Source organism: Burkholderia paludis, from assembly GCF_000732615.1.
GTDB classification, from domain to species: domain Bacteria; phylum Pseudomonadota; class Gammaproteobacteria; order Burkholderiales; family Burkholderiaceae; genus Burkholderia; species Burkholderia paludis.
In genome coordinates, this window is sequence record NZ_JPGL01000015.1 from 102,557 (window position 1) to 125,994 (window position 23,438).

26 protein-coding genes are annotated in these 23,438 nt (G+C 61.9%); 18 read left to right on the plus strand and 8 right to left on the minus strand.

Going from position 1 to position 23,438, the window contains the following annotated elements; translation table 11 throughout:
• Nucleotides 1-20: 20 nt before the first annotated feature.
• Nucleotides 21-653, minus strand: coding sequence for an isochorismatase family cysteine hydrolase (locus tag GQ56_RS0111470; RefSeq protein WP_031398789.1), 633 nt, complete (start codon nucleotides 651-653; stop codon nucleotides 21-23).
• A 336-nt stretch (nucleotides 654-989) separates the two neighbouring features.
• Between GQ56_RS0111470 and GQ56_RS0111475 the strand changes: the two genes are divergently transcribed.
• The gene (locus GQ56_RS0111475; protein ID WP_031398790.1) at nucleotides 990-1,379 is read left to right on the plus strand and encodes a VOC family protein; all 390 of its coding nucleotides are present in this window, start codon (nucleotides 990-992) and stop codon (nucleotides 1,377-1,379) included.
• Nucleotides 1,380-1,464: 85 nt separating this feature from the next.
• A complete protein-coding gene (locus tag GQ56_RS0111480) occupies nucleotides 1,465-1,977 on the plus strand; it encodes an AAA family ATPase (RefSeq protein ID WP_043301309.1) in 513 nt (170 codons plus the stop codon).
• A gap of 103 nt (nucleotides 1,978-2,080) precedes the next feature.
• On the opposite strand, the gene GQ56_RS0111485 is transcribed toward GQ56_RS0111480, so the two are convergent.
• The gene (locus GQ56_RS0111485; protein WP_031398792.1) at nucleotides 2,081-2,611 is read right to left on the minus strand and encodes a hypothetical protein; all 531 of its coding nucleotides are present in this window, start codon (nucleotides 2,609-2,611) and stop codon (nucleotides 2,081-2,083) included.
• 377 nt (nucleotides 2,612-2,988) lie between these two features.
• Complete coding sequence (locus GQ56_RS0111490) at nucleotides 2,989-5,058, minus strand: carboxypeptidase-like regulatory domain-containing protein (protein WP_152601726.1); 2,070 nt, start codon at nucleotides 5,056-5,058, stop codon at nucleotides 2,989-2,991.
• A 628-nt stretch (nucleotides 5,059-5,686) separates the two neighbouring features.
• Here GQ56_RS0111490 and GQ56_RS0111495 point away from each other — a divergent pair.
• Entirely contained in the window at nucleotides 5,687-6,853 is a 1,167-nt protein-coding gene (locus GQ56_RS0111495; RefSeq protein ID WP_235212687.1) for a nitrogen regulation protein NR(II), read from the plus strand.
• Here GQ56_RS0111495 and GQ56_RS0111500 read toward each other — a convergent pair.
• Nucleotides 6,837-7,061: a hypothetical protein gene (locus tag GQ56_RS0111500; RefSeq protein WP_031398795.1), complete on the minus strand. Its 225-nt coding sequence runs from the start codon at nucleotides 7,059-7,061 to the stop codon at nucleotides 6,837-6,839. The genes GQ56_RS0111495 and GQ56_RS0111500 overlap by 17 nt on opposite strands.
• Nucleotide 7,062: 1 nt before the next feature.
• On the opposite strand from GQ56_RS0111500, the gene GQ56_RS0111505 reads away from it, so the two are divergent.
• The 3 genes from GQ56_RS0111505 (at nucleotide 7,063) to GQ56_RS0111515 (ending at nucleotide 9,764) form a co-directional block, all read left to right on the plus strand.
• The gene (locus GQ56_RS0111505) at nucleotides 7,063-7,467 is read left to right on the plus strand and encodes a hypothetical protein (protein ID WP_031398796.1); all 405 of its coding nucleotides are present in this window, start codon (nucleotides 7,063-7,065) and stop codon (nucleotides 7,465-7,467) included.
• Between the two features lie 317 nt (nucleotides 7,468-7,784).
• Nucleotides 7,785-8,453: an alpha/beta fold hydrolase gene (locus GQ56_RS0111510; RefSeq protein ID WP_235212688.1), complete on the plus strand. Its 669-nt coding sequence runs from the start codon at nucleotides 7,785-7,787 to the stop codon at nucleotides 8,451-8,453.
• 390 nt (nucleotides 8,454-8,843) lie between these two features.
• Nucleotides 8,844-9,764 (plus strand): proline dehydrogenase family protein, encoded by a 921-nt coding sequence (locus GQ56_RS0111515; RefSeq protein WP_031398798.1) that lies wholly within the window; start codon nucleotides 8,844-8,846, stop codon nucleotides 9,762-9,764.
• 253 nt (nucleotides 9,765-10,017) lie between these two features.
• Here the strand turns inward: GQ56_RS0111515 and GQ56_RS0111520 are convergent, their stop codons facing one another.
• On the minus strand, nucleotides 10,018-10,917 hold the full coding sequence (locus GQ56_RS0111520; protein ID WP_052007248.1) for a helix-turn-helix domain-containing protein: 900 nt from the start codon (nucleotides 10,915-10,917) through the stop codon (nucleotides 10,018-10,020).
• A 188-nt stretch (nucleotides 10,918-11,105) separates the two neighbouring features.
• Complete coding sequence (locus tag GQ56_RS47210; protein WP_152601738.1) at nucleotides 11,106-11,324, minus strand: hypothetical protein; 219 nt, start codon at nucleotides 11,322-11,324, stop codon at nucleotides 11,106-11,108.
• Between the two features lie 563 nt (nucleotides 11,325-11,887).
• Here GQ56_RS47210 and GQ56_RS0111525 point away from each other — a divergent pair.
• The 10 genes from GQ56_RS0111525 (at nucleotide 11,888) to GQ56_RS0111570 (ending at nucleotide 20,585) form a co-directional block, all read left to right on the plus strand.
• The gene (locus GQ56_RS0111525) at nucleotides 11,888-13,033 is read left to right on the plus strand and encodes a helix-turn-helix transcriptional regulator (protein ID WP_031398800.1); all 1,146 of its coding nucleotides are present in this window, start codon (nucleotides 11,888-11,890) and stop codon (nucleotides 13,031-13,033) included.
• A gap of 322 nt (nucleotides 13,034-13,355) precedes the next feature.
• The gene (locus GQ56_RS45855) at nucleotides 13,356-13,799 is read left to right on the plus strand and encodes a hypothetical protein (protein ID WP_152601727.1); all 444 of its coding nucleotides are present in this window, start codon (nucleotides 13,356-13,358) and stop codon (nucleotides 13,797-13,799) included.
• Nucleotides 13,800-13,937: 138 nt separating this feature from the next.
• The gene (locus tag GQ56_RS0111535) at nucleotides 13,938-14,369 is read left to right on the plus strand and encodes a hypothetical protein (RefSeq protein WP_031398802.1); all 432 of its coding nucleotides are present in this window, start codon (nucleotides 13,938-13,940) and stop codon (nucleotides 14,367-14,369) included.
• Nucleotides 14,370-14,492: 123 nt separating this feature from the next.
• A complete protein-coding gene (locus GQ56_RS0111540) occupies nucleotides 14,493-14,768 on the plus strand; it encodes a hypothetical protein (RefSeq protein WP_052007249.1) in 276 nt (91 codons plus the stop codon).
• A 122-nt stretch (nucleotides 14,769-14,890) separates the two neighbouring features.
• Complete coding sequence (locus tag GQ56_RS0111545; RefSeq protein WP_031398804.1) at nucleotides 14,891-15,955, plus strand: helix-turn-helix domain-containing protein; 1,065 nt, start codon at nucleotides 14,891-14,893, stop codon at nucleotides 15,953-15,955.
• 144 nt (nucleotides 15,956-16,099) lie between these two features.
• Complete coding sequence (locus GQ56_RS0111550; RefSeq protein ID WP_031398805.1) at nucleotides 16,100-16,651, plus strand: hypothetical protein; 552 nt, start codon at nucleotides 16,100-16,102, stop codon at nucleotides 16,649-16,651.
• Nucleotides 16,652-17,070: 419 nt separating this feature from the next.
• Nucleotides 17,071-17,613 (plus strand): hypothetical protein, encoded by a 543-nt coding sequence (locus tag GQ56_RS0111555; RefSeq protein ID WP_031398806.1) that lies wholly within the window; start codon nucleotides 17,071-17,073, stop codon nucleotides 17,611-17,613.
• A gap of 340 nt (nucleotides 17,614-17,953) precedes the next feature.
• Nucleotides 17,954-18,313, plus strand: a complete 360-nt coding sequence (locus GQ56_RS47215) for a DUF4189 domain-containing protein (protein WP_075122919.1) — start codon at nucleotides 17,954-17,956, stop codon at nucleotides 18,311-18,313.
• 762 nt (nucleotides 18,314-19,075) lie between these two features.
• Nucleotides 19,076-20,092, plus strand: a complete 1,017-nt coding sequence (locus GQ56_RS0111565) for a helix-turn-helix domain-containing protein (RefSeq protein WP_031398807.1) — start codon at nucleotides 19,076-19,078, stop codon at nucleotides 20,090-20,092.
• 148 nt (nucleotides 20,093-20,240) lie between these two features.
• On the plus strand, nucleotides 20,241-20,585 hold the full coding sequence (locus GQ56_RS0111570) for a hypothetical protein (protein ID WP_031398808.1): 345 nt from the start codon (nucleotides 20,241-20,243) through the stop codon (nucleotides 20,583-20,585).
• Between the two features lie 603 nt (nucleotides 20,586-21,188).
• Here GQ56_RS0111570 and GQ56_RS44170 read toward each other — a convergent pair.
• The gene (locus tag GQ56_RS44170; protein WP_152601728.1) at nucleotides 21,189-21,401 is read right to left on the minus strand and encodes a hypothetical protein; all 213 of its coding nucleotides are present in this window, start codon (nucleotides 21,399-21,401) and stop codon (nucleotides 21,189-21,191) included.
• A 9-nt stretch (nucleotides 21,402-21,410) separates the two neighbouring features.
• On the opposite strand from GQ56_RS44170, the gene GQ56_RS0111575 reads away from it, so the two are divergent.
• Together GQ56_RS0111575 and GQ56_RS0111580 are read left to right on the plus strand one after the other, a co-directional pair.
• Complete coding sequence (locus tag GQ56_RS0111575; RefSeq protein WP_031398809.1) at nucleotides 21,411-21,908, plus strand: hypothetical protein; 498 nt, start codon at nucleotides 21,411-21,413, stop codon at nucleotides 21,906-21,908.
• 98 nt (nucleotides 21,909-22,006) lie between these two features.
• Nucleotides 22,007-22,624 carry a hypothetical protein gene (locus GQ56_RS0111580; RefSeq protein WP_031398810.1) on the plus strand — a complete coding sequence of 206 codons (618 nt, stop codon included), beginning with the start codon at nucleotides 22,007-22,009 and terminating at the stop codon, nucleotides 22,622-22,624.
• 27 nt (nucleotides 22,625-22,651) lie between these two features.
• On the opposite strand, the gene GQ56_RS0111585 is transcribed toward GQ56_RS0111580, so the two are convergent.
• On the minus strand, nucleotides 22,652-23,395 hold the full coding sequence (locus GQ56_RS0111585; protein ID WP_031398811.1) for a helix-turn-helix domain-containing protein: 744 nt from the start codon (nucleotides 23,393-23,395) through the stop codon (nucleotides 22,652-22,654).
• Between the last annotated feature and the right edge of the window lie 43 nt (nucleotides 23,396-23,438).

Here is a 23,438-nt window from a genome sequence, read left to right on the forward strand (position 1 = left end):
GCCCGGGTCCGGGCTTGCGCTCAGGCGAGCAGCCGCAACGCGTCCGCGAGCGACAGCACCGTCGTGCGCGATTCGAACGCGGTGGAGAACAGGTGCTCGTGAACCACCGGGTCCGGGTCGTAGCAGCAGTCCTTGACCGTGTACAGGCGGAAGTCCGCGTCGCTTGCGTGGGCGATCGACGACAGCATCACGCCGGTCGATGCGATGCCGACCATGATCAGCGAATCGATGCCTTGCTCGACCAGCCGCGCTTCGAGGCCGGTGCCGAAGAACACGCTGGCGCGATGCGCGACGATCAGCGGCTCGTCTTCCCGCCGGCCCAGCTCCGGGCACGGGCCGTCGTCGACGAAGCGGCCGAGCTGCCTGATGCCCTGGCCGTTCTTGTTGCGCGGGCTGATTTCCGGATAGCCGGGGCTGAACCGGAGATTCGCGAACCAGACGCCGATGCCGCCGGCGCGCGCCGCGTCGCAGAGCCGGCGCGTATCGGCGAGCAGCCCGGGCGCGACCGACGGAAAGAGCCCGAGGATGTCGGTCTGGTAGTGCATGACGAGCACCGCGGTGCTCGACGCTACGATGGCGGGAACCGGCGAGGGGTGGTCGCCGGTGTTCGTGCGGGTTGCCGTTGCGATATCCGGGGCGTTTGGCCGAGCCATGAACGAAGGTCTCCGATGGTCCGCGGGGAATGTCAGCGTTCCCGATTTGTACCGGAAAATCGTGCCGGCCGCCGAGGCGTTTTTCGTAGGCGCGTTGTATCGTGTCGTGCTGCGGGCCGGCAATCGTCACGCCGGTGCTCCGTTGCCGCCTGCCGGCCATATACTGGCGGTCGTTTCGTCGACTACCGGTCGGCCGGGCCGGTGCGATGCCGGCTTCGATGGCCGGCCCGAGATGCGCCGCTGTCGGGCTGCCGCTTTCGCGCGGATCGCGTGCGGCGCAGCAACGCCGGCAGGCCGCGCGCCCCTGTCACGTTGTATCCATGCGAGCTACGCGCCATGCCGGTTACCGGATTCAATCACTACAATCTGCGGGCGGACCGGTCGACACTCGACGCGCTCCGCGATTTCTACGTCGACATCGTCGGTCTGCGGCAAGGGTTTCGCCCGCCGGTCAAGAGCTTCGGATATTGGTTGTATGCGGGCACGCAGGCCGTGCTGCATCTGTCGGAAACGCGGCCGGACGAGTCTCGCCCGTCTCACGTCACCAATACGTTCGATCACGTCGCGTTTTCCTGCACGGATGCCGACGCAATGGCGCGCCATCTGACCGGGGCCAACGTGGCATTCACGCGCAAGCACGTTGCGCTCACGGGGCAGGTGCAGATATTCTTCAGCGATCCGGTGGGCCATCGCGTCGAGTTGAATTTTGCGCAAGCCGACGAATGATCGCGCGAGGCGCTTGCCGCCGGGGTCTCACCCGAAACAATAACCATGCGCCAGGTTGGCGCTCTACCCGGAGGAAGGCGGATTCATGGCGGCGGTACATATCGTTTTTGGGGCGCAGGGTGCAGGCAAGTCCACGTACGCGCGCACGCTTGCAACATCCACCGGCGCAACGCGCTTCTCGATCGACGAATGGATGGCGCAGCTGTACGGCCCCGATCTTCCGGATCCGGTCGACCTGAACTGGATCATGGCGCGCGTGCAGCGTTGCGAGAGTCAAATCTGGCGCACTGCCGAACAGATCGCGAAAAATGGCGGGAACGTGGTACTGGATCTCGGCTTCATGAAGGTGCGAAATCGTTCGGCGTTTGTCGAACGCGCCGAGAGTGCCGGTATTTCGAGCGCGCTGCACTATGTCACCGCACCGCATGACATTCGTCGCGATCGTGTGTTGACCCGGAATGCGGAGCAAGGCGAAACGTTTTCGTTTGAAGTCTCGCCGGCGATGTTCGACTTCATGGAAAAGCAATTCGAAGATCCGACGGCGCTCGAGCTGGCATCGGCAACCGTCTTCGATTCTCATCGCCCAGCCGGGGCGTGAAGCTGCCGAGCGCCCGAGCCATCGAGGACCGAAGGGGCGCCGGCGGGCGGTTGAGGAGGCAAGCCGTCGGCGCGGCGAACTGCGGGGCGACGGCGAATCCCGGCTAACGCACGAGATCGCAATGAATCTGCAGGCTTTCCGTGGCGTTGCGGTGAATCCGGAATCCGTGTCGCGTCAGCGCGGCCTGGATCTGCGCCAGGGCCGACGCGCAGCGCCGCACGCGGCGCTGCTGCCAGCCGGGCGGCGTGAATACGCCGAGCGGCAGCATCCGGATGCGACGACCGTTCACGCTGAACGACACGTCGATGTGCGTTCCGTCGACATCGTGTCCGTTGCTGCCGAAAATATCGTCCAGTTCGCCGCGCCGGGCAGGGTAGAGCAGGCGGAACGTGCCGATGCCCAGCGCGCGAAACTGGCGACGGGCAAAACCGAGGCCGGATGCGCGGGGCTCGTAGCCACGTGTCAGGATCAGGTCGATCTGTGCGGGCAATTCGGTCTGGATTGCCTGCAGCTTGCCCAGGACGTGTGTATCCACGTGGACGTGCCGCGCCGGCCAGCGCGGACGGATCTGGACGCCGGCTTGAACGCCGTGCGTCAGGGTGAGGAGATTCGGGGGCATCGTCGGGTTGTCCATGGACGCAACGGGTAATCGGCGAGAGCCGTCGACGGGCGATTTTCGCATCGAGCATGCCGACGTGGGGCGATATCGGCACATCGACGTCTCGAACCGGCCGGTTGCGATTCCAGCGTCAGCGCGCCTGTCCGTCTGAAATATAAACCCGCAGGCGACTCCTTCGCGATGCCGTCGAGACGGCCCGGCCGGGCGAACGTCATGCTGCCTTCGACGTTCGGGATCGGCCGCGGCCGTGCCGCCCGGCTTGCGCCGGGCGGCCTCGACACGACACGCTGCGATGCAGCGCTCGCGCCGAACGCGTCACGCCCGTGGCGCACGGTCCCGCACGCCGCGACCGTACGCCGCCCGGGCAGGCGCGCTCCGATGGCGCCCGGGCGTCAGGAGGCGCTTTTCGCGCTACTGCTGCTGCGCACCGTTTGATTCAGATAGAACAGAACCCCGGATGCGTTCTTGCTTTTGAGTTGAACGATACGGAACGCGGGATCGGCCGTGCTATTGATCGCCCAGAACGCCATGGCGGTGCCATTCCCGCATTTCGCGGCCGGCGCGGTCACGGTGGCCGACGTGACGCCCGGCAAGACGGGAACGTTCGACGATTCGACATCGCAATTGTTGTTGTCACGGGACTGGATGAAGACGCCGGTGGTGGTCAGCGGCGAATTCGCGGGCGGCGGCGTGAAGTCCACGGACATCGAGGTTTGCTGGCCGGCCAGCGATCCCGTTGCCGTCAGGAAAGTCGCCGTGACGTCGCTGCCGAGCACCGGGAAATACCCCGCGTTGTAGGCGTTCTGGCCGAGCGTGGCATCCGCGAAGCTGTTGGGATTGGTCACGCTGTAGGTGCCGAGTGACGTGCCGCTCGAGTTGTACAGGGTGAACTGGTAGACCGCCTGCGGCGGGAGGGTCGACAGATTGATCGGCGTGCCGCCGGAGATCCAGTATCCCACCGACGCGGGCGGCGTATATGACGAAGGCGCCCACGACCAGCGGTACTCGCTCGTTCCGCTGATGCCGGAGGTGGGCGGACGGGTCAGCGCGGTAGACGGCGCCGTGCTCAGCAGATTCATGTCGCCGCTGCTGTCTTTCGCGAGCCACAAGCCGCACGGGCTCGATGCCGACGTCGCGGCCGGATTGCAGGTCGTTCCGCCGGGCAAGCCGGGCCCCGTGACATTGACGAAACTGATATTGGCACCCGAATGCCCCGTACCCAGACTCCCGACCGACAGATTCACGCCCGCATCGAAGAACGGGACATCGGGGTTGCCGGTTGCCGGGTCGGTATAGGTGTCGAGGAAATTCCGGTAAGTGGTCCGCGTCGACACCGACAGGTTGTAGGGAAGCTGATTGCCGATGATGTCCCAGGTTCCCGACGGCGTCTGCTGTACGGTCGTATAGAGCGTGTATTGCCCGTTACTCCCGGATGCGCTCGATAATCCATAAGGAATACCGATCAATGCGCTGGTTCCCGCACTGTTGACGGAGACGACAACCGGTACCGAGCCGTTGAGGTTCAGGCTGGACGAGCTGAGGTCGGTGTTGTACTGCGTGATGTTCGTGAAACCATTCTCCAGGTAACTCGCGTCGATCAGGCCGCTGCATGCCGCGCCGGTTCCGCCTGCCGCGCCGCACGATTGCAGTGCGGCAGGGAGCGTGCCGAGGTAGGTCTGCAACGACACGAGCGCCGCGACCGTGCCCGAGCTGACCGTCGGCGCGACCGGTACGTTGGCCGCCGTCGACGTATTGTTCAGCGTGAGGTAAGCCGCCTTCTGCGACGCTGCGCTGGTCGGTGTCTTGTAGACCAGGTAGGTTACCGCGCCTTCCGGCACGACACTGACCATGTCGATCAGCGCATCCGCGCCCGAGTGATTCGCGGTGAAGGGGGTGCCGACCGGATCGAAGTTCGCAGGCAGGCCCGTTGCCGCCAGCAGATTGGACAGATAGGTGTCGAGCGTACCGGTGGCCGCGGTCACGCTCGCGCCCGTTACCGCGTTCAGTGTCGTCGCGGCGCCGGGCGTGACGAAATCCAGCGGGTTGCCGTCGGACGTCAGCAGGGCACTCAGTGCCGTGGTGAGCGTGGTGACGTTCGAGGTGGCGGTCTGGCCGGCTGTCGGCAAGCTCGCCAGTACCGACACCATCGGGCTGACCTGGGCAGACGGATCGGTGGCCACCAGCGCAACCGGTGCGGTGAGCGCACTCGTGACCAGCGTGAAATTGCCGTTCGTGTCCGCGGTGGCGGTGGCGGTCTTGCCGTTGACATCGGTGGCGGTGACCACGGCATTCGCGACGGGGTTGCCGCTCGCGACCGTTCCCTGGATCGCCGGCGGAGCAGCCAGCGCGGAGCCGCCTTGCGGTCCGCTGTCGGTCCCTCCACCGCATGCGGCAAGCCACAATGCGGCCGACGCGAGCACTGTGAGGCGTCCCCGGCTCGGCGTGATATGAGCAAATTCCATGCTGATTCCCCTGGTGGTCAATTCAAAGAAAACCACTCGATAGCCTGCGTCGATCCCGGCAGACACACGAGCAACCGAGTTTAGGAAATGCTTCGCGACTCTCGGCACGTCGGTCGAAGCGATCGGGCAAGCGACAAAAAATCGTGGCCCCGTGAACGTGCGTGTTCGATGTTCCAACTCTCCTTGCCGGGCCCGCTGCCGTGTTCGGTCCGGCGTTTCGCGATCCCTGGCCATACGTTGCGATTGCAGCGGGCTCGCCCATGCCGTTCGGAGTCGTCGCCGCTCGATCAGGTTGCCTGTATGGTTAGTACTTCTTATCGACGTTTCTGGACTGACGTCCATCGGAAACGATCAGTCAGTCAACCGAACGAAAATGCTCCACATTCCCGGCTATTACAAAATCATTTCGTAAGCTGCCTGTGTGTTTTCCCCGAGCTTGAAGCGATGGCGGTTTGCCGACTTCCGGTTGCCGCTGCGCCGTGTTAACCGCCCGGTACGGTTTCACGAGCAAGATTAGCTTGACGCTGTAAGTGAAGCATCCACAATATTGGGGAAAATCGTCGGGCTCGATGCCCAGGCGAGGCGACAGCGGGTTGGCTATACGACAGGCGGCGGGGAAGCCACGGCAATGAAACGTACAGCAGATGAGGCGATAGCAGCGCTTTACACCGCCGCGGTCGATCCGAACCAATGGGATTCAGCCCTCGATGCATTGACTGCGCTGGCCGATGCACGGGCTGCGAACTGTTTTGTGCACGACGCGCTTTCGGGAAGCTTTCTGGAATATCGCTTCACGGGATACGGCTCGAACTGGGCGCAGGCTTATGCGGAGCATTACCACAGTCTCGATCTGGCGCGCGGCGTGCTGCTCGCCAAGCCGGGCGGAAGAATGTATCCGATGCATCGCTATGTACCCGACAGCGCGGTCCAGCGCAGCGAGTACTACCAGGACTTCTACGTGCGCGAGGGGCTTCGCTATTCCTGCGGCGGCACGCTCCTGGAGGGCGATCAGCGCCTGATCCTTGCGGTCCATCGTCCGGTGGGCCATCGCCCTTACGACGAGACGACTGTCGGCGAGCTTCAACGGGTGCTGAGCCACTTGCCCAATGTCTTTCGCGTGCGAAACCTGGCCGCCAGTACGGCGGATCAAGCACTGATGACCAGTGCCGCGCTCGACGCGCTTCCTCGCGCCGCCATCGTTGTCGACGCGGAACTCAATGTCCGCTATCTCAATCGCGCAGCGGAAGCCGTGCTGCGCGAGTCCACCGCGGTGAATGTTCAGATGAATCGCCTGACCCTCGACGGGCTCGGGCTTGCGCAACAACTGGCGCACAGGGTCCGGCGCGCCTGCCTGACGGTGCCCGAGACGGACGCCACCGCGCTTTACGTGCGCCAGGAGCGCGACGGGCTGGTCATCGAGGTCAGTGTCGTGCCGCTGAAACCGCAGGTGGCGACCGGGCTCGGTTCGCCGCAGCCGCTGGCAATGGTTCTCTTGCGCCGGCCGTTCCGCAAGACGGAATGGCCGTCGTCGGCCGCGCGGTCATTTGCCCTGTCGGGCGCCGAAATGGCTGTTGCAGCAGCGATCGCCGCGGGGCTGACGCCGGGCGAATATGCGGTACGGAAAGGCGTGCAAATCAGTACCGTCCGCAGTCAGATCAAATCGATCCTGCAGAAGACCGGCACGCGGCGCATCACGGACATCGCGATACTGTTTGCCGAGATCGACATGGCCGCGTCGGGCCCCAGGAAGTCGCCAGTGGAAGAGTCTATGTCGGCGCTCAGTACGAGCGAGTGACTGCCTGGCGGTTGGCTTGTGTGTCGCTGCGCGGGTGTTCGCCTGTTGTGTTGCGATAGACGAGTCGCGCCTGACTTTGCCGCTTCACCGTTTCGCCGCCCGGAATCGGCCGAGCGTGGCGTTCGACATCGTCGTCGAAATCTTCGACAATCGGCCGCACTTTCACGAACGACAGCGGCCGCGGGCCGACACCCGGGGCGGCAAGCACGATGGCGAAACCAATCTTGATCCTGGTGCTGAAGGGTTCATTCCCGGATGCTTTTTGCTTTGTCGAGACGCTGCTTCAGTCTCTTGGATTTCTGCTCGTCAATCCTGACAGCGGACGGGTCACACACTGGAGCGACGACGGCCAGCAGAGCGCGGTATCCCGAGCCGGGATCGTTGACGAGGCATCGGCAGGCGTGGTGAAGAACGTGCAGTTTTGGCGGTCCGGCGATGATGACCTATTCGTGTCGTGGATCGATGTGTCGCCGGGATGGGAATTTTCTTTTCATCTCAATGGCGTTACGCCGGAATTGAAGGTCGCGTTGGCAACCGCGCTCTCAAAGGCGGTCCTGGTCGATTTGAAGCTGCAATATGGGGAAGAGAGCGCATTGAGGATCGATTTTGACTGACGCTGCAACCGGGAGCCTTGCCCGGATTCGGTTTGCCAGATCCAGCGACCGGTTTGGGTGCAATTGACTGGCTGTAGGGCAGGTCCGTCTGCAGCCCCCCGGCCTCCGCGCAGCTTGAAGCTTGTCGCATCGACGGGTTGAATCCGCAGCCGATAGTGGTCAGTCGACGATCCGGTTGAAATCCTCGACAATCCGCAGGACGTCGCCGCCTTGCTGTGCGAGGTTGCGAAATCGCTTCCGAAGCCCGCCACCTGTCCTCACAAGGTGCAATGCCTTTACCGCTCGTCTTTTTGCCTGCAATGCCATGCGACGGACGCATGTACGCCGATCAACTCGAAGGGTTGAGCGATCTGGTCGCACCGTCAGTTCGGATACTGGCCTGTCCCACGCTCGCCGAAAGTGCCGAGAGGCTGCTGGCTTCCATCGACGGGCCGTTCATCATCGCAGGCACGGCCTACGGGGGCAGTGTCGCGATGGAAGTCTTCGCGCGCGCGCCCGAACGCGTGCGTGGGCTCTGGTTGATGAACTGTCAGCCGGGAGTCCATCCGTACCCGGATGTCGCTCGCGCCACCAGCCGAAGGATCCGGACAGGAGAGCATGAGCAAGTGCTCGCGGAATTCGCCGAGAACGCGATTCCCCCTGACGACGTCGGCTCGAGAGCCGCGTTCGTTCAGATGGCTCGTGATGCCGGGGCCGAGATGTTTGCACGACAATCCGATGCGACATCGACCCGCTCGGACCATTGGTCGACGCTGGCAACGAGCACGACTCCAACGCTTCTCATCTGGGGAGCAGCGGATCGCTTCGTTCCGGCGGAAGTCGGTCGGCGTGTCGCCAGGCTCATGCCGCATGCGCGATTCGAGTTGCTGGAGGGGTGCGGACACTTTCCGACGCTTGAGCGGCCAGCGCGATGCACGGACATTGCCCGGCGCTGGCTGGTCGAGCAAGTGATCGGCAGCCCGGCCCAAGGCCTGGCAGCTGGATGAGCGAATGCTCAAAACGTCGAGCGAGGACCGATCGCTTCAAGACATCGAGCGGTTGAATCCGCCGCCGGCTGTTCACGGTCACGAGCCGGACACATTCCGCATCGGCTCACGACCGCCGTTCATTGGCTCGTGCTACGATCCGCGAGGCCTGACTGACATACCGACGCAGGCAGTCACTCACCCGTAGCGAACTGCAAAAGACTCTCCTCGCACAATGTACGCAGCTGCCTGGCCTCCCTCGAAAACGCATTGAACGCCACTGGCGATGCAATGGTTGCATCCGCCCTGGCATTCGTTCCGGATCTGCTTGGAATGGCAGTCCGGCGATGTCGCTCGAATCGACTGACCTCATTCGGATTCGTGCGACTGCGTTTTTCAAGAGACCACAACATGCGTATTCTCAACGCGATGGCGGCTCGCGCCATCCCGCTCGTTCCCCGTTCGCTGATCCGCAGGATTTCCCGTCGATATATCGCCGGCGAGACGCTTCGCGATGCGCTTGCGCGCGTCCAGGCGCTCCACGCAGCCGGCTTCCGGACAACCGTCGATGTGCTGGGCGAGAGTGCGATATCGTCCGATCAGGCGGAGTCGATGACCCGCGACTATCTCGATCTCGTCGAGACGCTCGGCATGGCAAATGAACCGGCCGAACTGTCGATCAAATTGACTGCGCTGGGGCTGCATCTCGACGAAGACGCCTGTATGGCGAGAGTCGCGGCGATACTGCGATCGGCGGCAGAACACGGGCTCGGTGCATGCATCGATATGGAAGACATCGGTTGCACCCGGAAAACGCTCGATGCGTTCGCAAAGCTCGAAGCCGACGAATATGCAATCGGAATCGCACTGCAAGCGTACTTGACGCGCACACACGACGACATCGTTCCACTGCTGGCGCGCAAGAGCCGCATGCGCATCTGCAAGGGCATCTATGCGGAAGCAGACGAGCATCTCGTCGACGGTGCATCGAGGGATCGCGCGGCAATCAATGCGCACTTCGCCCGACACGTATCGAGTGCGATACAGGCGGGATCGTTCGTGGGTATCGCGACCCACGATGCGCAATTGATCGATATGCTGACCACCTGGCTGAAACGCGAGCGGATCGACCGGTCCCGGTTCGAATTCCAGATGTTGCTGGGCGTATGCGAGCCGGCGCGCGATGCGCTGCTTGCCGAAGGATTCAATGTGCGTGTCTATGTGCCGTACGGTCGCGACTGGTATGGCTACAGCATCCGGCGAATCAAGGAGAATCCGCGGATCGCCGGATATGTCCTGAGGGCGGCGATACGTAACGATCGGGCGCGCTGACACCTGCAGCGTCCATCCCAGATTGGGGCCAACCAGATGGTTGGTCCCGGTCTTGTGATTATCGGGTGCGTTTGCGAGGTGCTTCCGTGTCGGACGGTGGTCTATGCCGCGAGCGGCGCCATGACGCGTTCGCCGTCGCCGAGGAGGGGCCGCGCTTGTTGACCGCATTCCGCAAACCGGCCCTGTTCACTTTGTCGACCCTGCGCTCGGTGGCACGTTGAGCGTTCTTCGACCGACAAGCGTCGCGCCCCGGCTATCGCCGATCTTGCCGTGTCTGGTCGAACGCTTCGCTAGGGGCGTAGCCGTATCGTGTCTTGAAAATCCGGCTGAAGTATTTCTCGTCGATGAAGCCGAAGCGTCGTGCGATAGTCCGGATTTTCTCGCTGCTCCGCTGGCCGCTCGAAAGCACCTGATGAGCCAGATGGAGCCGACGCTGACGGATCTCGCGCATGACGCCGCCGGAAGGGGTGAAAAGCTGATACAGCTTGGCACGTGATATTCCCGCTTCCCGGCAGATACGATCGGGCGTCAGGTCGGCCTCGAGCAAATGCATGTCGATGTAGTGACGTATGCGCCGGGCAAGCAGTTCGTCGACGACGTGAGGGGATTCCGGGAGCCCGTCGGACGCATTCTGCACGCAGGCCAGAAGCAGTTGCGTCGTTGCATCGGCAATGTAGGGAAGCTCGGCCGCGCTCAGTCCGGGCAGGTTTTCGCGAAGCGAAAGCAGGTGGTCCCGTAGCAGGGCGACCGACCCTTGGGATAGCGAATACCCGTGTAGCCGCTCTACCTTCGGAGGTAGCAGTGAGCGCGGCACCGCGAGGGAAATCTCGTGGCCGCTGGTGGCGATGTACTCGAACGGTCGTCCGTAGTCGAGCAGGTACAAGTCGGCGGCCCGCTTGATCTGCGAGACGGATCGGGTGCGAAGGCTGAGCGATCCGCTGACTTGCAGGTTGAAGCAGTAATAGTCGTGATAGTCCGCACGGACATGGCGCGGGGTTCGAGCGGCGCCGAAGCTTGCCGCAGCCGGCCCGCCTTTTCCTTTCCAGACGCGATTTTCGAGGACGAACGGTCCGAACGAGACATGCTGGCAGTGCAGGTCGAACGCAGCACGTGCGCTCCCGTCCGGAGAAAAATCGAAGAACGGCACTTCCACCGCCCATGCTTCGAATTGCTCGTCAGGCGGGGCATCGGACGTCGAAAATCGTTCGACATGCGGACGCGATGGGTCGCTTGGCATAGGAAGTCAAGATCGTTGGCAGACAAGCCAACATGCTCGCGCGGCATCGTGCGGCCAGTCAGTTCATCCGCGGTAGCGATACTGCCGGCGCCGCAGGCCGGTGGTCATCCGACGAGGCGCCAGCAGGGTCTTGCCACGATAGCATGCCTGGTGAAGAAAGCGAAAACCATGGCGGCACGATGATTGCAATAAGTTAGTTCGACTTTGCAGTCGGCCCCACACCCGTCGCGGCAATCCGGCACAGCCAACTGCACGGCGTTACTTTCGGATGACTGATTGGTTAATGCGCCCGACACGGCGTTGGGCGCGACGGGCGGTGCGATTGCTCCCCAAGTCGTGACCCGTCGCTGAAAGGTTTACCTTTCTGTGTTGTAAAAATCATGACCGCCCGGGCGTCAATCGTCAGTGGGTACGTAAAAAATTTATCGTTCAGTAGCTAATTCGTGTTTATTAAAACGCGTGTCCACCAAGTGTAGACGCTACGCTACCTTCAATTGAAACAGTATGGATTAAGATGCTTCCGGTGTCATCTCTGCCTCTAAAATCGACTCCCTGGCGCCTTCTCCCGCGCTGGCGGGCCGCGAGCACGGTCGTGGCATACGTCGGAGCATGAATAAAAAGCGTGGATTTTAGATGAAATGAAGTGACGAGATTAAATGAATTCGAATTTGGGTATTTAAAAATTATAGGCCTGGTGCCTTGGAGTGTCGGCAGCGGTATCTCCTGGATGGGAGATGTTTTGAAAAGCGTGGCAAGCATTAACCTGTCGCGCGTTATTTGACAATGAAAGGTCCAGCTTGCGGTGGGCATGACGGCATGTCGCTTTTGCCGGCGATTGTGTTGCCCGGCCCGGCGGACCGGAAACCCACGGAATGGGGAAGCGGGTATGACATTCCTCGATAACGGTCTGTCCGCCCTGGTCGGCCGGCTTTACGACGCCTCGCTTGACGGTAGTCGATGGGCAGGGATGGCCTCGACGATCGCAGCGACGTTCAACGCGAATAGTGCCGTTCTGAAGCTCCATGACGGTGCGAGCGTGCAATTGCTCGAGTGCACCGATAATCTGCAGATACCACCGGCACGCCTGGATTGGGCAAACCACTGGCACCAGAACGATCTTTGGGTCAATCGCGCGGTGGCGCGCAGCGTTGAGACCATCTTTACGGATCGCGATCTCGTTACGCCGCGCGAGCAGCGCGAAAGCGGTTTCTATCAGGAGTGGCTGTGTGAACTCGACATCCATCATGTCGTCGGCACGCTGTTTCCGGTCGGTGACGGTGCGCTTGGGGTGCTGGGTATTCACCGCCCGAAATCGGCGCGCCACTTCGGCGCCAGGGACCGCCGGAGGGCAGCGTTTCTCCTTCCGCATATCCAGCGCGCTTTCCAGTTGAGCCAACGCTTGTCCACCGTCCGGCACGAAGCCGCGCTGGAAGCGCTGAACCGCGTCGATACGGGCGTGCTGGTCACGAATCAATCGTGTCATGTGCTGTACGCGAACGCGATGGCGGAGTATCTGCTTCGCGCGAGCCAGGCAATTCATGGTCTGGCAGGACGCGTACGCCTTGACGATAGTGCGTTGCACGAGCGGCTTGTGCAGTTGATCCGGTCCTCGGTGTCGACGGCGTCCGGCCGGGCGAAACCGCTGGGCCGGACGTTGAAGGTTCCACGCACCGGTCGTTTGCCCCTGACGCTGAGCGTCAGTCCGTTGAGGCCGAGCGGCCTGATCAGGACGGCCACGCCGCTGGCGCTCGTTTTGCTGCGCGACCCGGAATATCCGACAGCGAGCGTGTGCCATTTGCGAGAGTTGTTCGGCTTTACCCCGACCGAAGCAGCCATTGCCGCCGACCTCGGGACGGGGCTTTCGCTGGATGAGATTGCCCGACGCAAGGGTATTGGCATGGGCACGGTCCGATCCCATCTGAAGCGAATCCTGTTCAAGACCGGCACGAATCGACAGGCTGAAGTGGCAGTGCTCGTGGCGCGAAGCGTGGCGTTGTTTCGACCGCCGGAAGAGGAAATCTCTCCCAAATGAGAGGCGACAAGTATCCCCGTCGTCGGTAATCTCGTGCCTGAAAACGGGAGCGCGGCTTGCCTCGCTCCATACATCGCCGATGGGATTCGGACGGCGATGGCGAGACGCGAAGAATCATGTCGAGCGATGACCGGAAATTTAATGCAGGAATACTGATTAGCTGTCGAGGTGACCATGCAATGTGGTGAGTGTTCGGCGTCTGTCGATTCCAGGCGGTTGAGCGAGGCGCCGCGATGGATGATCCAGGCACGCGATACAGCATGCTTGCAAGTCTGGAGAGCACGGCCGCGCCGGCTGGAGATTGAATAAAAAAGGGACGCTTATGAAACCCATTGCATGGATGGCGATGGCTACCTGTCTCGCGCTCACTGCGTGTGGCGGCGATGATGCTTCGACGGGGAGCGGTTCCGCCTCGTCGCTTTCGGGGCCGTCGTCTTCGGGCGGGGGCACGGCGCAGGCGCTGTCGACGAAACCGGACCTCGGCGAAAACCATCCGCCGCAACTTGCCCTCGACGATGCCGGGAATGCCACGGTGGCGTGGAGCGATGTGGGCACACCGGGTTCGACGCATATCTTTGCGAGCCGCTACGTGAACAATGCCTGGAGCACGCCGACGCTGTTCGGCAAAGATCCGCAGGGCGCGTTTGCGGCAGCCCTGGCAGGCAACTCGGCCGGCAATCTCGCGCTGCTGTATGTCCTTGACGTCATGGAGCAGGGGGTGACGGTCAGTGAGGTGCAGACGAGCTTCCTTACCCCCGGATCGTGAGTCCGCCACCGAGTACGTGAGGCTGGCTGCTACGCCCTTGGGGGCGGCGGCCTGGTCCTCATCGTCCGAACGGCTGTTTGCTTGTACGGCGCGTTCTTCGGTTCGCATGTCGCAACACCTATCTTTCAGGAATTCAGCATGCTTCGCAAAATCGTGTGTATCGGACTCTGTGTCGGGATGTCCGCCTGTTCAGGTATGGGGGGCGATGATGCCAGTCGTCCGTCGCCATTCGACAGCGCTTATCTCAAGGCCCATGTCATTCCGGGCAAGACCACCGAAAGCGACGTCGCGCAGATGTTCGGCGACCCCTTCCAGAAAAAGAGCTTCCCTCAACTGGGCAAGGACATGTGGGTGTACTCCAACGTCCATATGCCGGGGCAGGGAAACCGGTTGCTGTCGATGGCGGGCATGGCCGCGGGCTTCATCCCCGGTGCGGGGCTTCTCGCCCAGGCGACCAACGCCGGACAGATGGTGGATGCAACGTCGGGGCCGACCAAGGCCAAGACGATGCAGTTCGAATTCAACAGCAGCAACGGCACGGTCAAGGACTGGTTCGGCGACGTGCAGTAAGACGAACCCGGGTAATGGAGAGGTCGCCGCGACATGCTGGCGTGTTGCGGCGCGTGTGAGGGCATGAAACCTCGGGAAGTTGATAGAACATGACCATGCGGAAGGCGTTGCAGCCGACACGGAATGCCCCTCGTCTTGTCGGCGCGCGGATCCACGCAGATCGACATGGCTTGCGTCGAGAAGTCGACGGCGCGGACGTTGGGGTCGGGATCGTCCGACGACGTCATGCTTGGCAACGCGCAGGATGGACCGACCGGGATGTCGGGCGGAAGGAACGTCGGGTACGACGCGACCGCCGGCAAGGGAAGGCGTTTCGGCTGCACGGTTTTCATCGTGCCGGGCATGACGCCGATCGCCTACCCGATCGGCAGGGACCGGGAATGCTTATCGGCGGATTGATCGAGTCGACGCATGCGATGTGCCCGGCAAGACAGATATCGGCGGCACGAGCCGGTCGTGCCTGTCGTCGTTGCGTGGGCGATCGTCGCGTCGGCGCCGGCTTCCGGTATCGGTGATCCACGATGGTTGCGGATTTCCCGCTGGATACCTATCGGTTCACCACGCTGGGCGTGCCGGAAAGCGAACGCTTCGACGCATGGGCTGCGGCGCTGTCGCTCTGCGATTGCGACTCGCCCACCGACGCAACGGTGCCTTTCGATGCCGAATTTCATGCGATGCGTTTCGGGCCCTTCGTGCTGACATCGCAGCGCTGGGTGCGAACGGAGCATCCCGTGTCTTACCGCGCCGTGCGAAGCGCTCGGAAGATCGTGGCCGATGGCCTCGATTACTTTCACGTGATGTGTCAGTTGACGGGCAGCGCGGTGGGCGAGTTCGGATCCAGGCGGGTTCATGCCGAGGGTGGGGCGCTTTATGTATGTGACATGAGTCTGCCGTTTGATTGTGTCGTGACGGCGGGCGATGCCATCGGCTTGCTGGTTCGCCGCGATATGCTCCAGGACCTGGATCCGAATCGACGCGGCGACATCGTCAATCCGACCATGGGTGCCATTCTCACCGAGCATTTGCTTACCCTGCGAGGCAACATGGAAAAGCTGGGCGTTGGCGATATCCCGTACATCGTGCGGGCCACCAATACGCTTCTGCGTGCAGGGTTGACGCGACCCGGCGAGGTGCTGCCCGATGGCCTTTCCGAGGTTGATTTCGCGTTGATTCGTCGTGCAAGGCAATTCATTGACGCGAACCTGCCACGGGCCGATTTGACGCCCGAGAAGATCAGCGACGCTATCGGTATCTCGCGCTCCAGGCTATACAAGCTTTTGCAGGGCAGTGGCGGCATCATGCGCCAGATTCAGCGGCGGCGACTGTCTCGTGCGTATGACGTGCTGACGGATCCGGATCTGCCGAAAGAGCGTATTGTTCAGGTGGCCCGGCGTCATGGTTTCGTTGACGAAAAATACTTCAGCCGGATTTTCCGGGCGACGTTCGGTTGCACGCCACGGGAAGCCATGGCGCGTCGACGCACCGTGCAATTTCAACCACGCGCGTCTGTAATTGACATATCCGGTCCGACGTTTGTTCAATGGCTCAAGGCCGATGGAGACATGCCCGTGTCGTTCGGGATCTGACGACGACGCGCGTGGCGAACGCGCAAGCAACGGTGACGCGTCCGGACGGAAGTCGCACGACTGGACACTGACGGTTCCGCGCTCGCTGTCTTGTGCAGGTCGTATGACAGAGACGGAACTCGATATTTTTCGCAGGGGAAATTGATGCGCACATCGATCATGGCCGCCGGGCTGATTCTGGCAGGGGTTGGCGTTGCCGGCTGTGTTGCGCCGCGACAGCCTTGGGTGGCTCAACCGGCGCTCACTCAGCCCGCCGCGCCTGCCGCGGCCAAGGCGCCACCGACGCTAGAAGAAGTAGACAAGGCAATCGAAGCGATCGACAAGATCACCGCGGATGACCGTGACAGGATTGCGCGGGATTTCGCTCCCAAGGAAGACCTGGAGATCGATCGCGAAATGCGCCAATTGCTGATCGAAGCCAGGCCCATCGTGATCTCGCGTGACAAGGACAAGGCGCGCGATTGGCGAGCGAAATACAACGCGCTCGCGGCGCGACGGAATCAGGCCGAAAAGCGCTTTACCTACGACTGGTTCAGGCGGCATCCGGGTATGGCCTCGCAAGATACCGGCTCGCCGTTCGCCGGACGCACGGACCCGGGCTGCATCGGTGGACATTGCCAGTGGACGCCCCCTCCGGCTGAACCGCGGACATGTACCGTCAATGGGATCGGGTGGGTCGGGCAGGCGCCGTGCTGAACACGCGGATTGCATGAGCGATCAAGCGCTCCGGAACAACTCTTTCAGGGCAATGGCGGCATCTTGCGGCAGATCCGGCGACAGTGGCTGAATGGTGCTCATGATGTGTTGACTGACCCGGATATACCGAAAGAGCGCATCGTCCAGATGCGTCCGGTGTTGCGGCTTGGGTGACGAGAACTATTTCAGCCGTAGATGACTGCATCGCGAGTGTCGGGTCCGACGTTTTTCAAGGACTTGAAGATCGCGGGAAAATGTCGGTATAGCTCAGGCTCAGAAAATAGCGCACGTGTCGGGTGTGGAAATGAAAGCAATGCGTAATAAATTTTCCGGTCGAGAGGACATCCCGTCTCGCGCCCGATGCGCCGCGTATGTCGCATGACCGGGATGGGAATCGATAATTTTCACAGGGGAATTCGATGCGTACCTCGATCGTGGCCATGGGGCTGATTCTTGCAGCGGCCGGTCTTGCCGGCTGTGTAGCAACGGGGCAGCCCTGGGCGGCTCAACCCGCGAAATCTCAAGCTGCCAACGGGAAGGCGCCTGTCTCGACGCCGGCCCAGATAGATGCGGCGATCGCGGCGATGGACAAGATCACCGAAGGGGATCGGGATTCGGTCGCGAAAGATCTTGTTCCCAAGGAAGATATCCAATTCGATCAGGAAAAGCGGCAATTGCTGGTGGAGGTTAAATCCGTTCTGGCTTCCGGTGACAAGACCAGGGCGCGAGACTGGAAAAGACGATGGGACGAGCTTGAAGCCCGGAAGGCCGAGGTCGACAAGCGCTTCCTGAATGCCTGGTTTGCCAGGCATCCGGGTATGGCCGGGCAAGATACCGGTTCGCCATTCGCGGGGCGAACGGACCCGGGTTGCATAGGCGGACGTTGCGAGTCTCCGCCGCCCGGGCCGTCGCGGACATGCATCGTCAACGGGAACGGGTGGGTCGGGCAGGTACCGTGTTGAGCCGATTGCCCGGCAGCCGGATCGGGGTGCATTGGCGCGCCGCAGCAACGGTAGCTGAAGCCATCCCCAAAGCCATGGCGGCCCGCACCGGAGGCGGTGCCTCCGAATTGCCGTGTCCATGACTCCGGTGTGGCGTCCCTGTTCGCGTTCAATCAATTCGAGAGCGTAATGAAGAAGATCCGCATCGTGAGCTGGCTGCTGGTGCGGGGATCGGAGTGGCGTTCAGCACCGGCGCGCGTGCCGAAGGAGGCTGTCCATCAGGCATGATTCCGTACAGCGGCAGCGATTTCAGAGTTGCGGACCTGCTCCGGGTTCGGGCGGTTCCGGACCGGGCGGCCAGGTGTCCGGTCCAGTCGAAGGCCCGGCGGTTCGCTGGAATGACCATTGGCGTGCCCAGGCGACCGATGGACCCAGCGGCAGTCTGGGGGCAGTCGAGAATGCGGTCAGCCAGGGTGAAGCCACTCGCCCGGCATTGGCCAGGTGCCATGCTCGGCATGGAGCCTCATGTGTTGTTCAATCCGTTTACCGAAACGGATGCGGGTCCATGGTCATAGGGGACGGCGGAAAGTTTTTTGCCAACAACTCCGATCAGGAATTGGATAAGGCGATACAGAAGAGCACGGCTGCATGCACGGCTCACGGCTATCCGGATTGCCACGTCTATTGTTTGGGCGGCAGCCTTCCGGAACGCGTTCAATAGTTCTTCAGACTCCGCGCCGAGGGGTAGCCGCCCCCCGCTCCTTGTCGAGACGCCATGACAATGCGGGGCGTTCCTTGATTCTTCCTCGCGTCGTGGCGACGGCCTTTGCAGGCACCTCGTCCCGCGCCCAGCGTGTCGATCCCCGCAGTTCTACAGGCGCGACGATGCCGTGCAATTCCGGCTATTCCGGCTATTCCGAGGCGGGCCACCTGAAACCTGACGAGCACGACGCATTGTCTGCAACGACGATTCCCGGTCGTCGCAGGTGCGTTCTCCATGCGTCTCGAGGTTTGTCCGGCCTCGCAAATTGGTAGTCAGGTGCCGGGCCGACAGGGCCCTCCCGGCGCGCGGAAAGCGTCGATGAAAAGTATTGGAATTTGATGCCGGAAAGCATTTCCGGCGATCTTCCGGCCCGTTGTGCGTGCCTTTCGCCGATGCATGGCGCAGAGTGCACGCACGACGAAGAAGGCAATTGCCACACGGTTCGCGTGATCCGGAACGAGTGGGCAAAGAATCGCGAATTCATTGTCGCGCCGCAATCGGAACCGTCGAACGCTTCGAGCGACTTGGCGGGATATGGGCAGGCAGCGGGAAGTCGGCGCCCGCGATTGAAAATCGAGGAACCTCATGAAACCAGTAGCGTCGCCGGTAACGGCTTCTCGCTGTCATCCGCCCGGCATGCGCGACGGCGATGCATCGACGAGGGACGACTTTTTCAACATGCGTACGGTTCAGGCCGGCGCGGAATATCGGTGACCTGCGATGTCTTCCCGTTCGGACGCCGATACCTACCGATTCACGACGATCGATACGCCGGAAAACCGGCGATTCAACGCATGGGCCGCGGCAATCTCGACCTGCGACTACGAGTTGTCGGCCGATGCGATCATGCCTTTCGACGCCGAATTCCGCGCGATGCGATTTGGACCGTTTGTGCTCCTGTGGCATCAGTGGCTGCGCCGCGATCACGCCGCGTCGTATCGGGCGATCCGGACGCAGCGGAAGATTCGCGCGGACGGTGTCGATCATTTTTATCTGAGGCTGCAGTTGACAGCTAGCCCGGCGGACGAAGGCCGCCTTTGCCTCTTCGACATGAGCCGGCCTTTCGACTGCATGTCCACCGCCGGCGACGTGGTGGGATTGATGATTCGCCGCGACACGCTGCATTCGTTGAGCCCGGATCGACTCGGCGTCGCCGTCCATCCCGCGATGAGCGCGGTCCTGGCGGAGCATCTGCTGACCTTGCGTCGCAACATGGAAAAGCTGGGTGCCGGCGACATTCCTCATGTCATGCGTGCTACCGACAATCTTCTGCGTGCCGGGCTGATGCGCCCGGGCGATACGCGGAACGACGGCTGGTCGGCGGGCGACCTCGCGTCGTTCCGTCGCGCCAGGCAATACATCGACGCGAACATGGCGCGCGCGGATCTGACTCCCGGGAAAATCGGCGAGGCTATCGGCGTCTCCCGGGCTAAACTCTATCAACTCTTTCGGGGCGATGGCGGCATCATGCGACAGATTCAGCGGCAGCGACTGGATCGCGCCCATGACGTGCTGATGAATCCGGACATGCCGAAAGCGCGCATCTCCGACATTGCCTGGCAGCACGGGTTCGCCGATGAAAAGTATTTCAGTCGGGTCTTTCGCGCCAGGTTTGGTTGCATGCCGCGCGAAGTCATGGGCCTTCGCCATGCTCAGCGGCCAGCCGTGAGCGCTGCCGATGCCGATCCGGTGCAATACGGCCCGACCTTCGTGCAATGGCTCAAGGCAGCGCGATGAGATCGCTCGAGAGGCTGTCACGCGCGACACCACGGCGGCGGGACCTTGCAGGCGGCACGTTCGACGCAGTCGTACCTGGCCGTTGCCGCACCTGCGCATCAAGGGTGTTGAACAACGAGAACGAATAGTCGGATCCAGGAGATTCGGAATGGAAGACAAGAAAAAGGGCGGATTCCTGATCGTCGCGGGAAAAGTCGCCTACTTTCCGCTTGCATTGATCGCCTGTTGTCAACTGGCGCTATGGGCGTCGGTCGGAACGGATACTTTTCTGCTGGGCGACCCGGCCAGGTTGAGCGGGGGGCACTTCGTGCTCAGTGCGGGGCTGCTGTTCGTACTCTTGCCGATATGGTTCGTCGTATTTCTGATCTTGTTTGTCGTGGCGTTTTTTAGGTTGCGGAGAAGAAATTCTGCGTTCGGCTGTCTCGTCGCGGCGCTGTCGGCACTATCGGTTTTCTTTTTCCTGAGCGTAACGGAGAGTTTGCCCTGGTCCTGAAAGCGATCGTGAGGGCGTGCAGTCATGCGCGCGATGCGACGGATTCGACGGCTGCAAGGACTGGCATGGCTGGCAAGGGCCATGGGTGCCCATGCCGAAGGGCAATACCGCTCCAGTGTGCAAGGGTGGCAGGCCTGCGTTCCTGCTCCGGGCTATGGTGACAACGCCCGGCGATCCGGGTGCGTTCCTCGCGCCGGACCACTGAAGTTCAGGCAAGAGAGCCGATACAACCCTCGACAAAGCAATTCAGAAAACGGTGAACACTGTAATGGCAACGGATATGCAGATCGCCATGTGTATTACGCCGGTTGCAGCTTTCCGGTGCGTACCCAATAGACGGCGTGCCAGGCGTCCCGTGCGGATCCGGCCGCAGCGATGTGCAGTCGCCTTGCCGGACAAGCGTCGTACTGACGAAAGCCGGTCGAGGGATCGCACACGGGATGGACGACGGGCGGGGGTGCACGGCTCGTGGTTGGCGGCGGGTGCATCGTGCAACGAACGAATGTGGCAGTTCAGTACCGGCGACCGGCTGGAGTTGTCGGACTCCGTTATCGCATGGCAACGAATCCGGAATGTTCAATTGCGTCCACAAAAGGTGGAGATTCATCCGCGACATGGAAATTCTTCGCATTTCTTCGCGATATCCGGATACGCTTCGCTCGACGTGAGCGGAGCGACGATCGTTCGAGTCATGTTGCTAGAGATCGGAATCCGCAGGCGTTTTCCGCTTCCGCGACGATTGCTCTTGGTCGTTCCGGCATGCAAGGTTTTCGCTCGCAACCCAAGCGGCACGTACCACGTCACTTTTTCGAACATAGGCGCTCCATGCTTGCCGGAAACCTGATCGCAGCGAGGTTCTGCATCGCAATCGCGTCGACGGTGATGATGCTCGCGATGCCGGTGCGCGCGGAAGTGCCGCCGATGAGCGACGACCAGCTCGCGAGTCAGGCCGATCTGATTGCAACGGGCTATGTGGATTCGGTGGTCGAGCACGACGAGGTCCGATATCCGGACGAGGAGTCGGTGGAGCGGTCCGCCGTCGATGCGTTGGTCGATTTCTTCCGCCCGCGTCCCAGGCTCGTGACGGCCATCTACACGGTCACGATGGAAGTGCAGCAGATCGACAAAGGGGCGCTTCCGCCGGGCGAGCGGCGGCTTCAATTTACGGCGCGGGAAAACGTGCAAACGCCAAAGCACTGGATGGGAGGGACCAACACGTTGCGCTTGTCGCTGCAATCCGGCGACACGATCAGGGTCTATCTCGAGCGGAATGACGATCAGTGGGTGTTGTTCCACCATATGGGGCTGTGGCTGAGGCGCTGAATTGCCGCCCGGCTGGCTTGGCGTTTGCGTTCCGGTCGCGCCGTTGAGTGTGTACCGGTTGTCTGAATGAGTCGGCGGATCGGGAGGGCGAGACGGTGATGTTCTTGAAGGAAGCATGGCTGGCCATGCTCGTGATCGCGCCTTCGCTTGCCGCGCATGCGGCGTTACCGGTACCGCCGGCAGGCGCCGGCGCGACGGAGATCGTGAAATTCGCTGTTGGTTACGAAGGGCGTGCCGACGACGCCAGCGAGCTGTTGCGAGGCGCCAGTCGCGCACCGACCGATCTGGAGGCCGGTCTTTTCACGCGCGCTTTCCTGCGTGCCTGGTATGACTTGAAAGCGAAGGAGGCGGCGAATCCGGATATCGTGTCCACGCCGAACGGCAGCCCCGGCATCGATAACGTCACGAACGGCGAGACGGACTATCTGATTGATGCTGAATCCAGCGGCAATTGCGCAAGAAAAGACCGATTCGATGACGTTTCGAATGGTATCAACGGCACGGTGGTTGCCGTTCGGGGTTGCGCGCGCAATCGATACGTTTCCTTGTTCTTCTTGAAGAATGAAGCGGGTCGTCTGAAGATCGACGATGTCGTGCAGGGTGCGTTTGCGAGCGATCCGCTCAATCCCGCCGCGCTTCATCGTGCGGGTGTGTCTCAAGGCATGCGAAATGAAATTGAAAGAAAGCTGGGTGTGTTCGGGGTGTCGAAAAAATAGCACGGCGGGTTGGAGCGGTCCGGGCGCTTACCCGTGCGAAGCGCGTTTGAGCTTCCGGAACGCATCGGGCTCCCAGACGCGGGTGGTCAGCAGGAGGGCGGTGCCGCGTCGTTCCTGCAAAGGGGCGCTGGCCGACTGATCGTGCAATGCGGCAAATCGGGTGCGCAACTTACGCAGCTCGGTTTGCAATTGCTGGTAGGCGGCCTTTGTCAGCATGCCGTGGACGAACCCCATCGCTTCGTCGGGAATGTCGAACCGGCTTTCCATGAAGTCGGGCAGCGCCTGGCGCACGAAGAATTGCTGGATGGGTCCGTTCACGAGCCATTCGAAATCCCGCGCAATCCGGAGCCGGATGCGGTTGCCGGGCTTCAGTTCGATGATGCCCATCCGGTCGAGCGCGAGCAGGTTCTTGATGCACTCGGCTTCCGTCAACCGGTAGTGAGAAACCATGTCGGAAACGGACCAGTGATTGAACGCGCAAACGGTAACCAGAAGCTGCTTTTCGTCGGCGACGAGCCGTGCTTCCTGCTCGTGGGTCAACGTGTGCAGCAAAGGAAGGGATGCCTCGGCCTCCTGCAGCAATTCGATCATCGTCAGTCCGACGAGATCGCAAAACTGGGAAAGCCGTTCGACGGTCAGGTTGCCGTCCGTCAGCAGGCGTTTCACGCTGGGCTCGGACAGATCGAGTGCTTGCGCGGCGTCGCGGTAGGTGAGGCCCGCGGCCTTGAGCCGGCGTTTGAGGGTAGCGACGAGTCGGGGCAATTCGGTCATGGGAGTATCGGAATCCGCGACGGGGAGTGTTATTTTATTTAAG

Excerpts from the sequence above, each read along its gene's own strand:
- GQ56_RS0111540 (WP_052007249.1), top strand. The coding sequence starts at position 14,493 with ATGCCCCTCGTCTTGTCGGCGCGCGGATCCACGCAGATCGACATGGCT.
- GQ56_RS0111585 (WP_031398811.1), bottom strand. The coding sequence starts at position 23,395 with ATGACCGAATTGCCCCGACTCGTCGCTACCCTCAAACGCCGGCTCAAG.
- GQ56_RS0111535 (WP_031398802.1), top strand. The coding sequence starts at position 13,938 with ATGCTTCGCAAAATCGTGTGTATCGGACTCTGTGTCGGGATGTCCGCC.
- GQ56_RS0111555 (WP_031398806.1), top strand. The coding sequence starts at position 17,071 with ATGCGTACCTCGATCGTGGCCATGGGGCTGATTCTTGCAGCGGCCGGT.
- GQ56_RS44170 (WP_152601728.1), bottom strand. The coding sequence starts at position 21,401 with ATGTTCGAAAAAGTGACGTGGTACGTGCCGCTTGGGTTGCGAGCGAAA.
- GQ56_RS0111490 (WP_152601726.1), bottom strand. The coding sequence starts at position 5,058 with ATGGAATTTGCTCATATCACGCCGAGCCGGGGACGCCTCACAGTGCTC.
- GQ56_RS0111565 (WP_031398807.1), top strand. The coding sequence starts at position 19,076 with ATGTCTTCCCGTTCGGACGCCGATACCTACCGATTCACGACGATCGAT.
- GQ56_RS0111580 (WP_031398810.1), top strand. The coding sequence starts at position 22,007 with ATGTTCTTGAAGGAAGCATGGCTGGCCATGCTCGTGATCGCGCCTTCG.
- GQ56_RS0111480 (WP_043301309.1), top strand. The coding sequence starts at position 1,465 with ATGGCGGCGGTACATATCGTTTTTGGGGCGCAGGGTGCAGGCAAGTCC.
- GQ56_RS0111510 (WP_235212688.1), top strand. The coding sequence starts at position 7,785 with ATGTACGCCGATCAACTCGAAGGGTTGAGCGATCTGGTCGCACCGTCA.
- GQ56_RS0111470 (WP_031398789.1), bottom strand. The coding sequence starts at position 653 with ATGGCTCGGCCAAACGCCCCGGATATCGCAACGGCAACCCGCACGAAC.
- GQ56_RS45855 (WP_152601727.1), top strand. The coding sequence starts at position 13,356 with ATGAAACCCATTGCATGGATGGCGATGGCTACCTGTCTCGCGCTCACT.
- GQ56_RS0111545 (WP_031398804.1), top strand. The coding sequence starts at position 14,891 with ATGGTTGCGGATTTCCCGCTGGATACCTATCGGTTCACCACGCTGGGC.
- GQ56_RS0111515 (WP_031398798.1), top strand. The coding sequence starts at position 8,844 with ATGCGTATTCTCAACGCGATGGCGGCTCGCGCCATCCCGCTCGTTCCC.
- GQ56_RS0111495 (WP_235212687.1), top strand. The coding sequence starts at position 5,687 with ATGAAACGTACAGCAGATGAGGCGATAGCAGCGCTTTACACCGCCGCG.
- GQ56_RS0111485 (WP_031398792.1), bottom strand. The coding sequence starts at position 2,611 with ATGGACAACCCGACGATGCCCCCGAATCTCCTCACCCTGACGCACGGC.
- GQ56_RS0111525 (WP_031398800.1), top strand. The coding sequence starts at position 11,888 with ATGACATTCCTCGATAACGGTCTGTCCGCCCTGGTCGGCCGGCTTTAC.
- GQ56_RS0111475 (WP_031398790.1), top strand. The coding sequence starts at position 990 with ATGCCGGTTACCGGATTCAATCACTACAATCTGCGGGCGGACCGGTCG.
- GQ56_RS0111575 (WP_031398809.1), top strand. The coding sequence starts at position 21,411 with ATGCTTGCCGGAAACCTGATCGCAGCGAGGTTCTGCATCGCAATCGCG.
- GQ56_RS0111505 (WP_031398796.1), top strand. The coding sequence starts at position 7,063 with ATGGCGAAACCAATCTTGATCCTGGTGCTGAAGGGTTCATTCCCGGAT.
- GQ56_RS0111570 (WP_031398808.1), top strand. The coding sequence starts at position 20,241 with ATGGAAGACAAGAAAAAGGGCGGATTCCTGATCGTCGCGGGAAAAGTC.
- GQ56_RS0111550 (WP_031398805.1), top strand. The coding sequence starts at position 16,100 with ATGCGCACATCGATCATGGCCGCCGGGCTGATTCTGGCAGGGGTTGGC.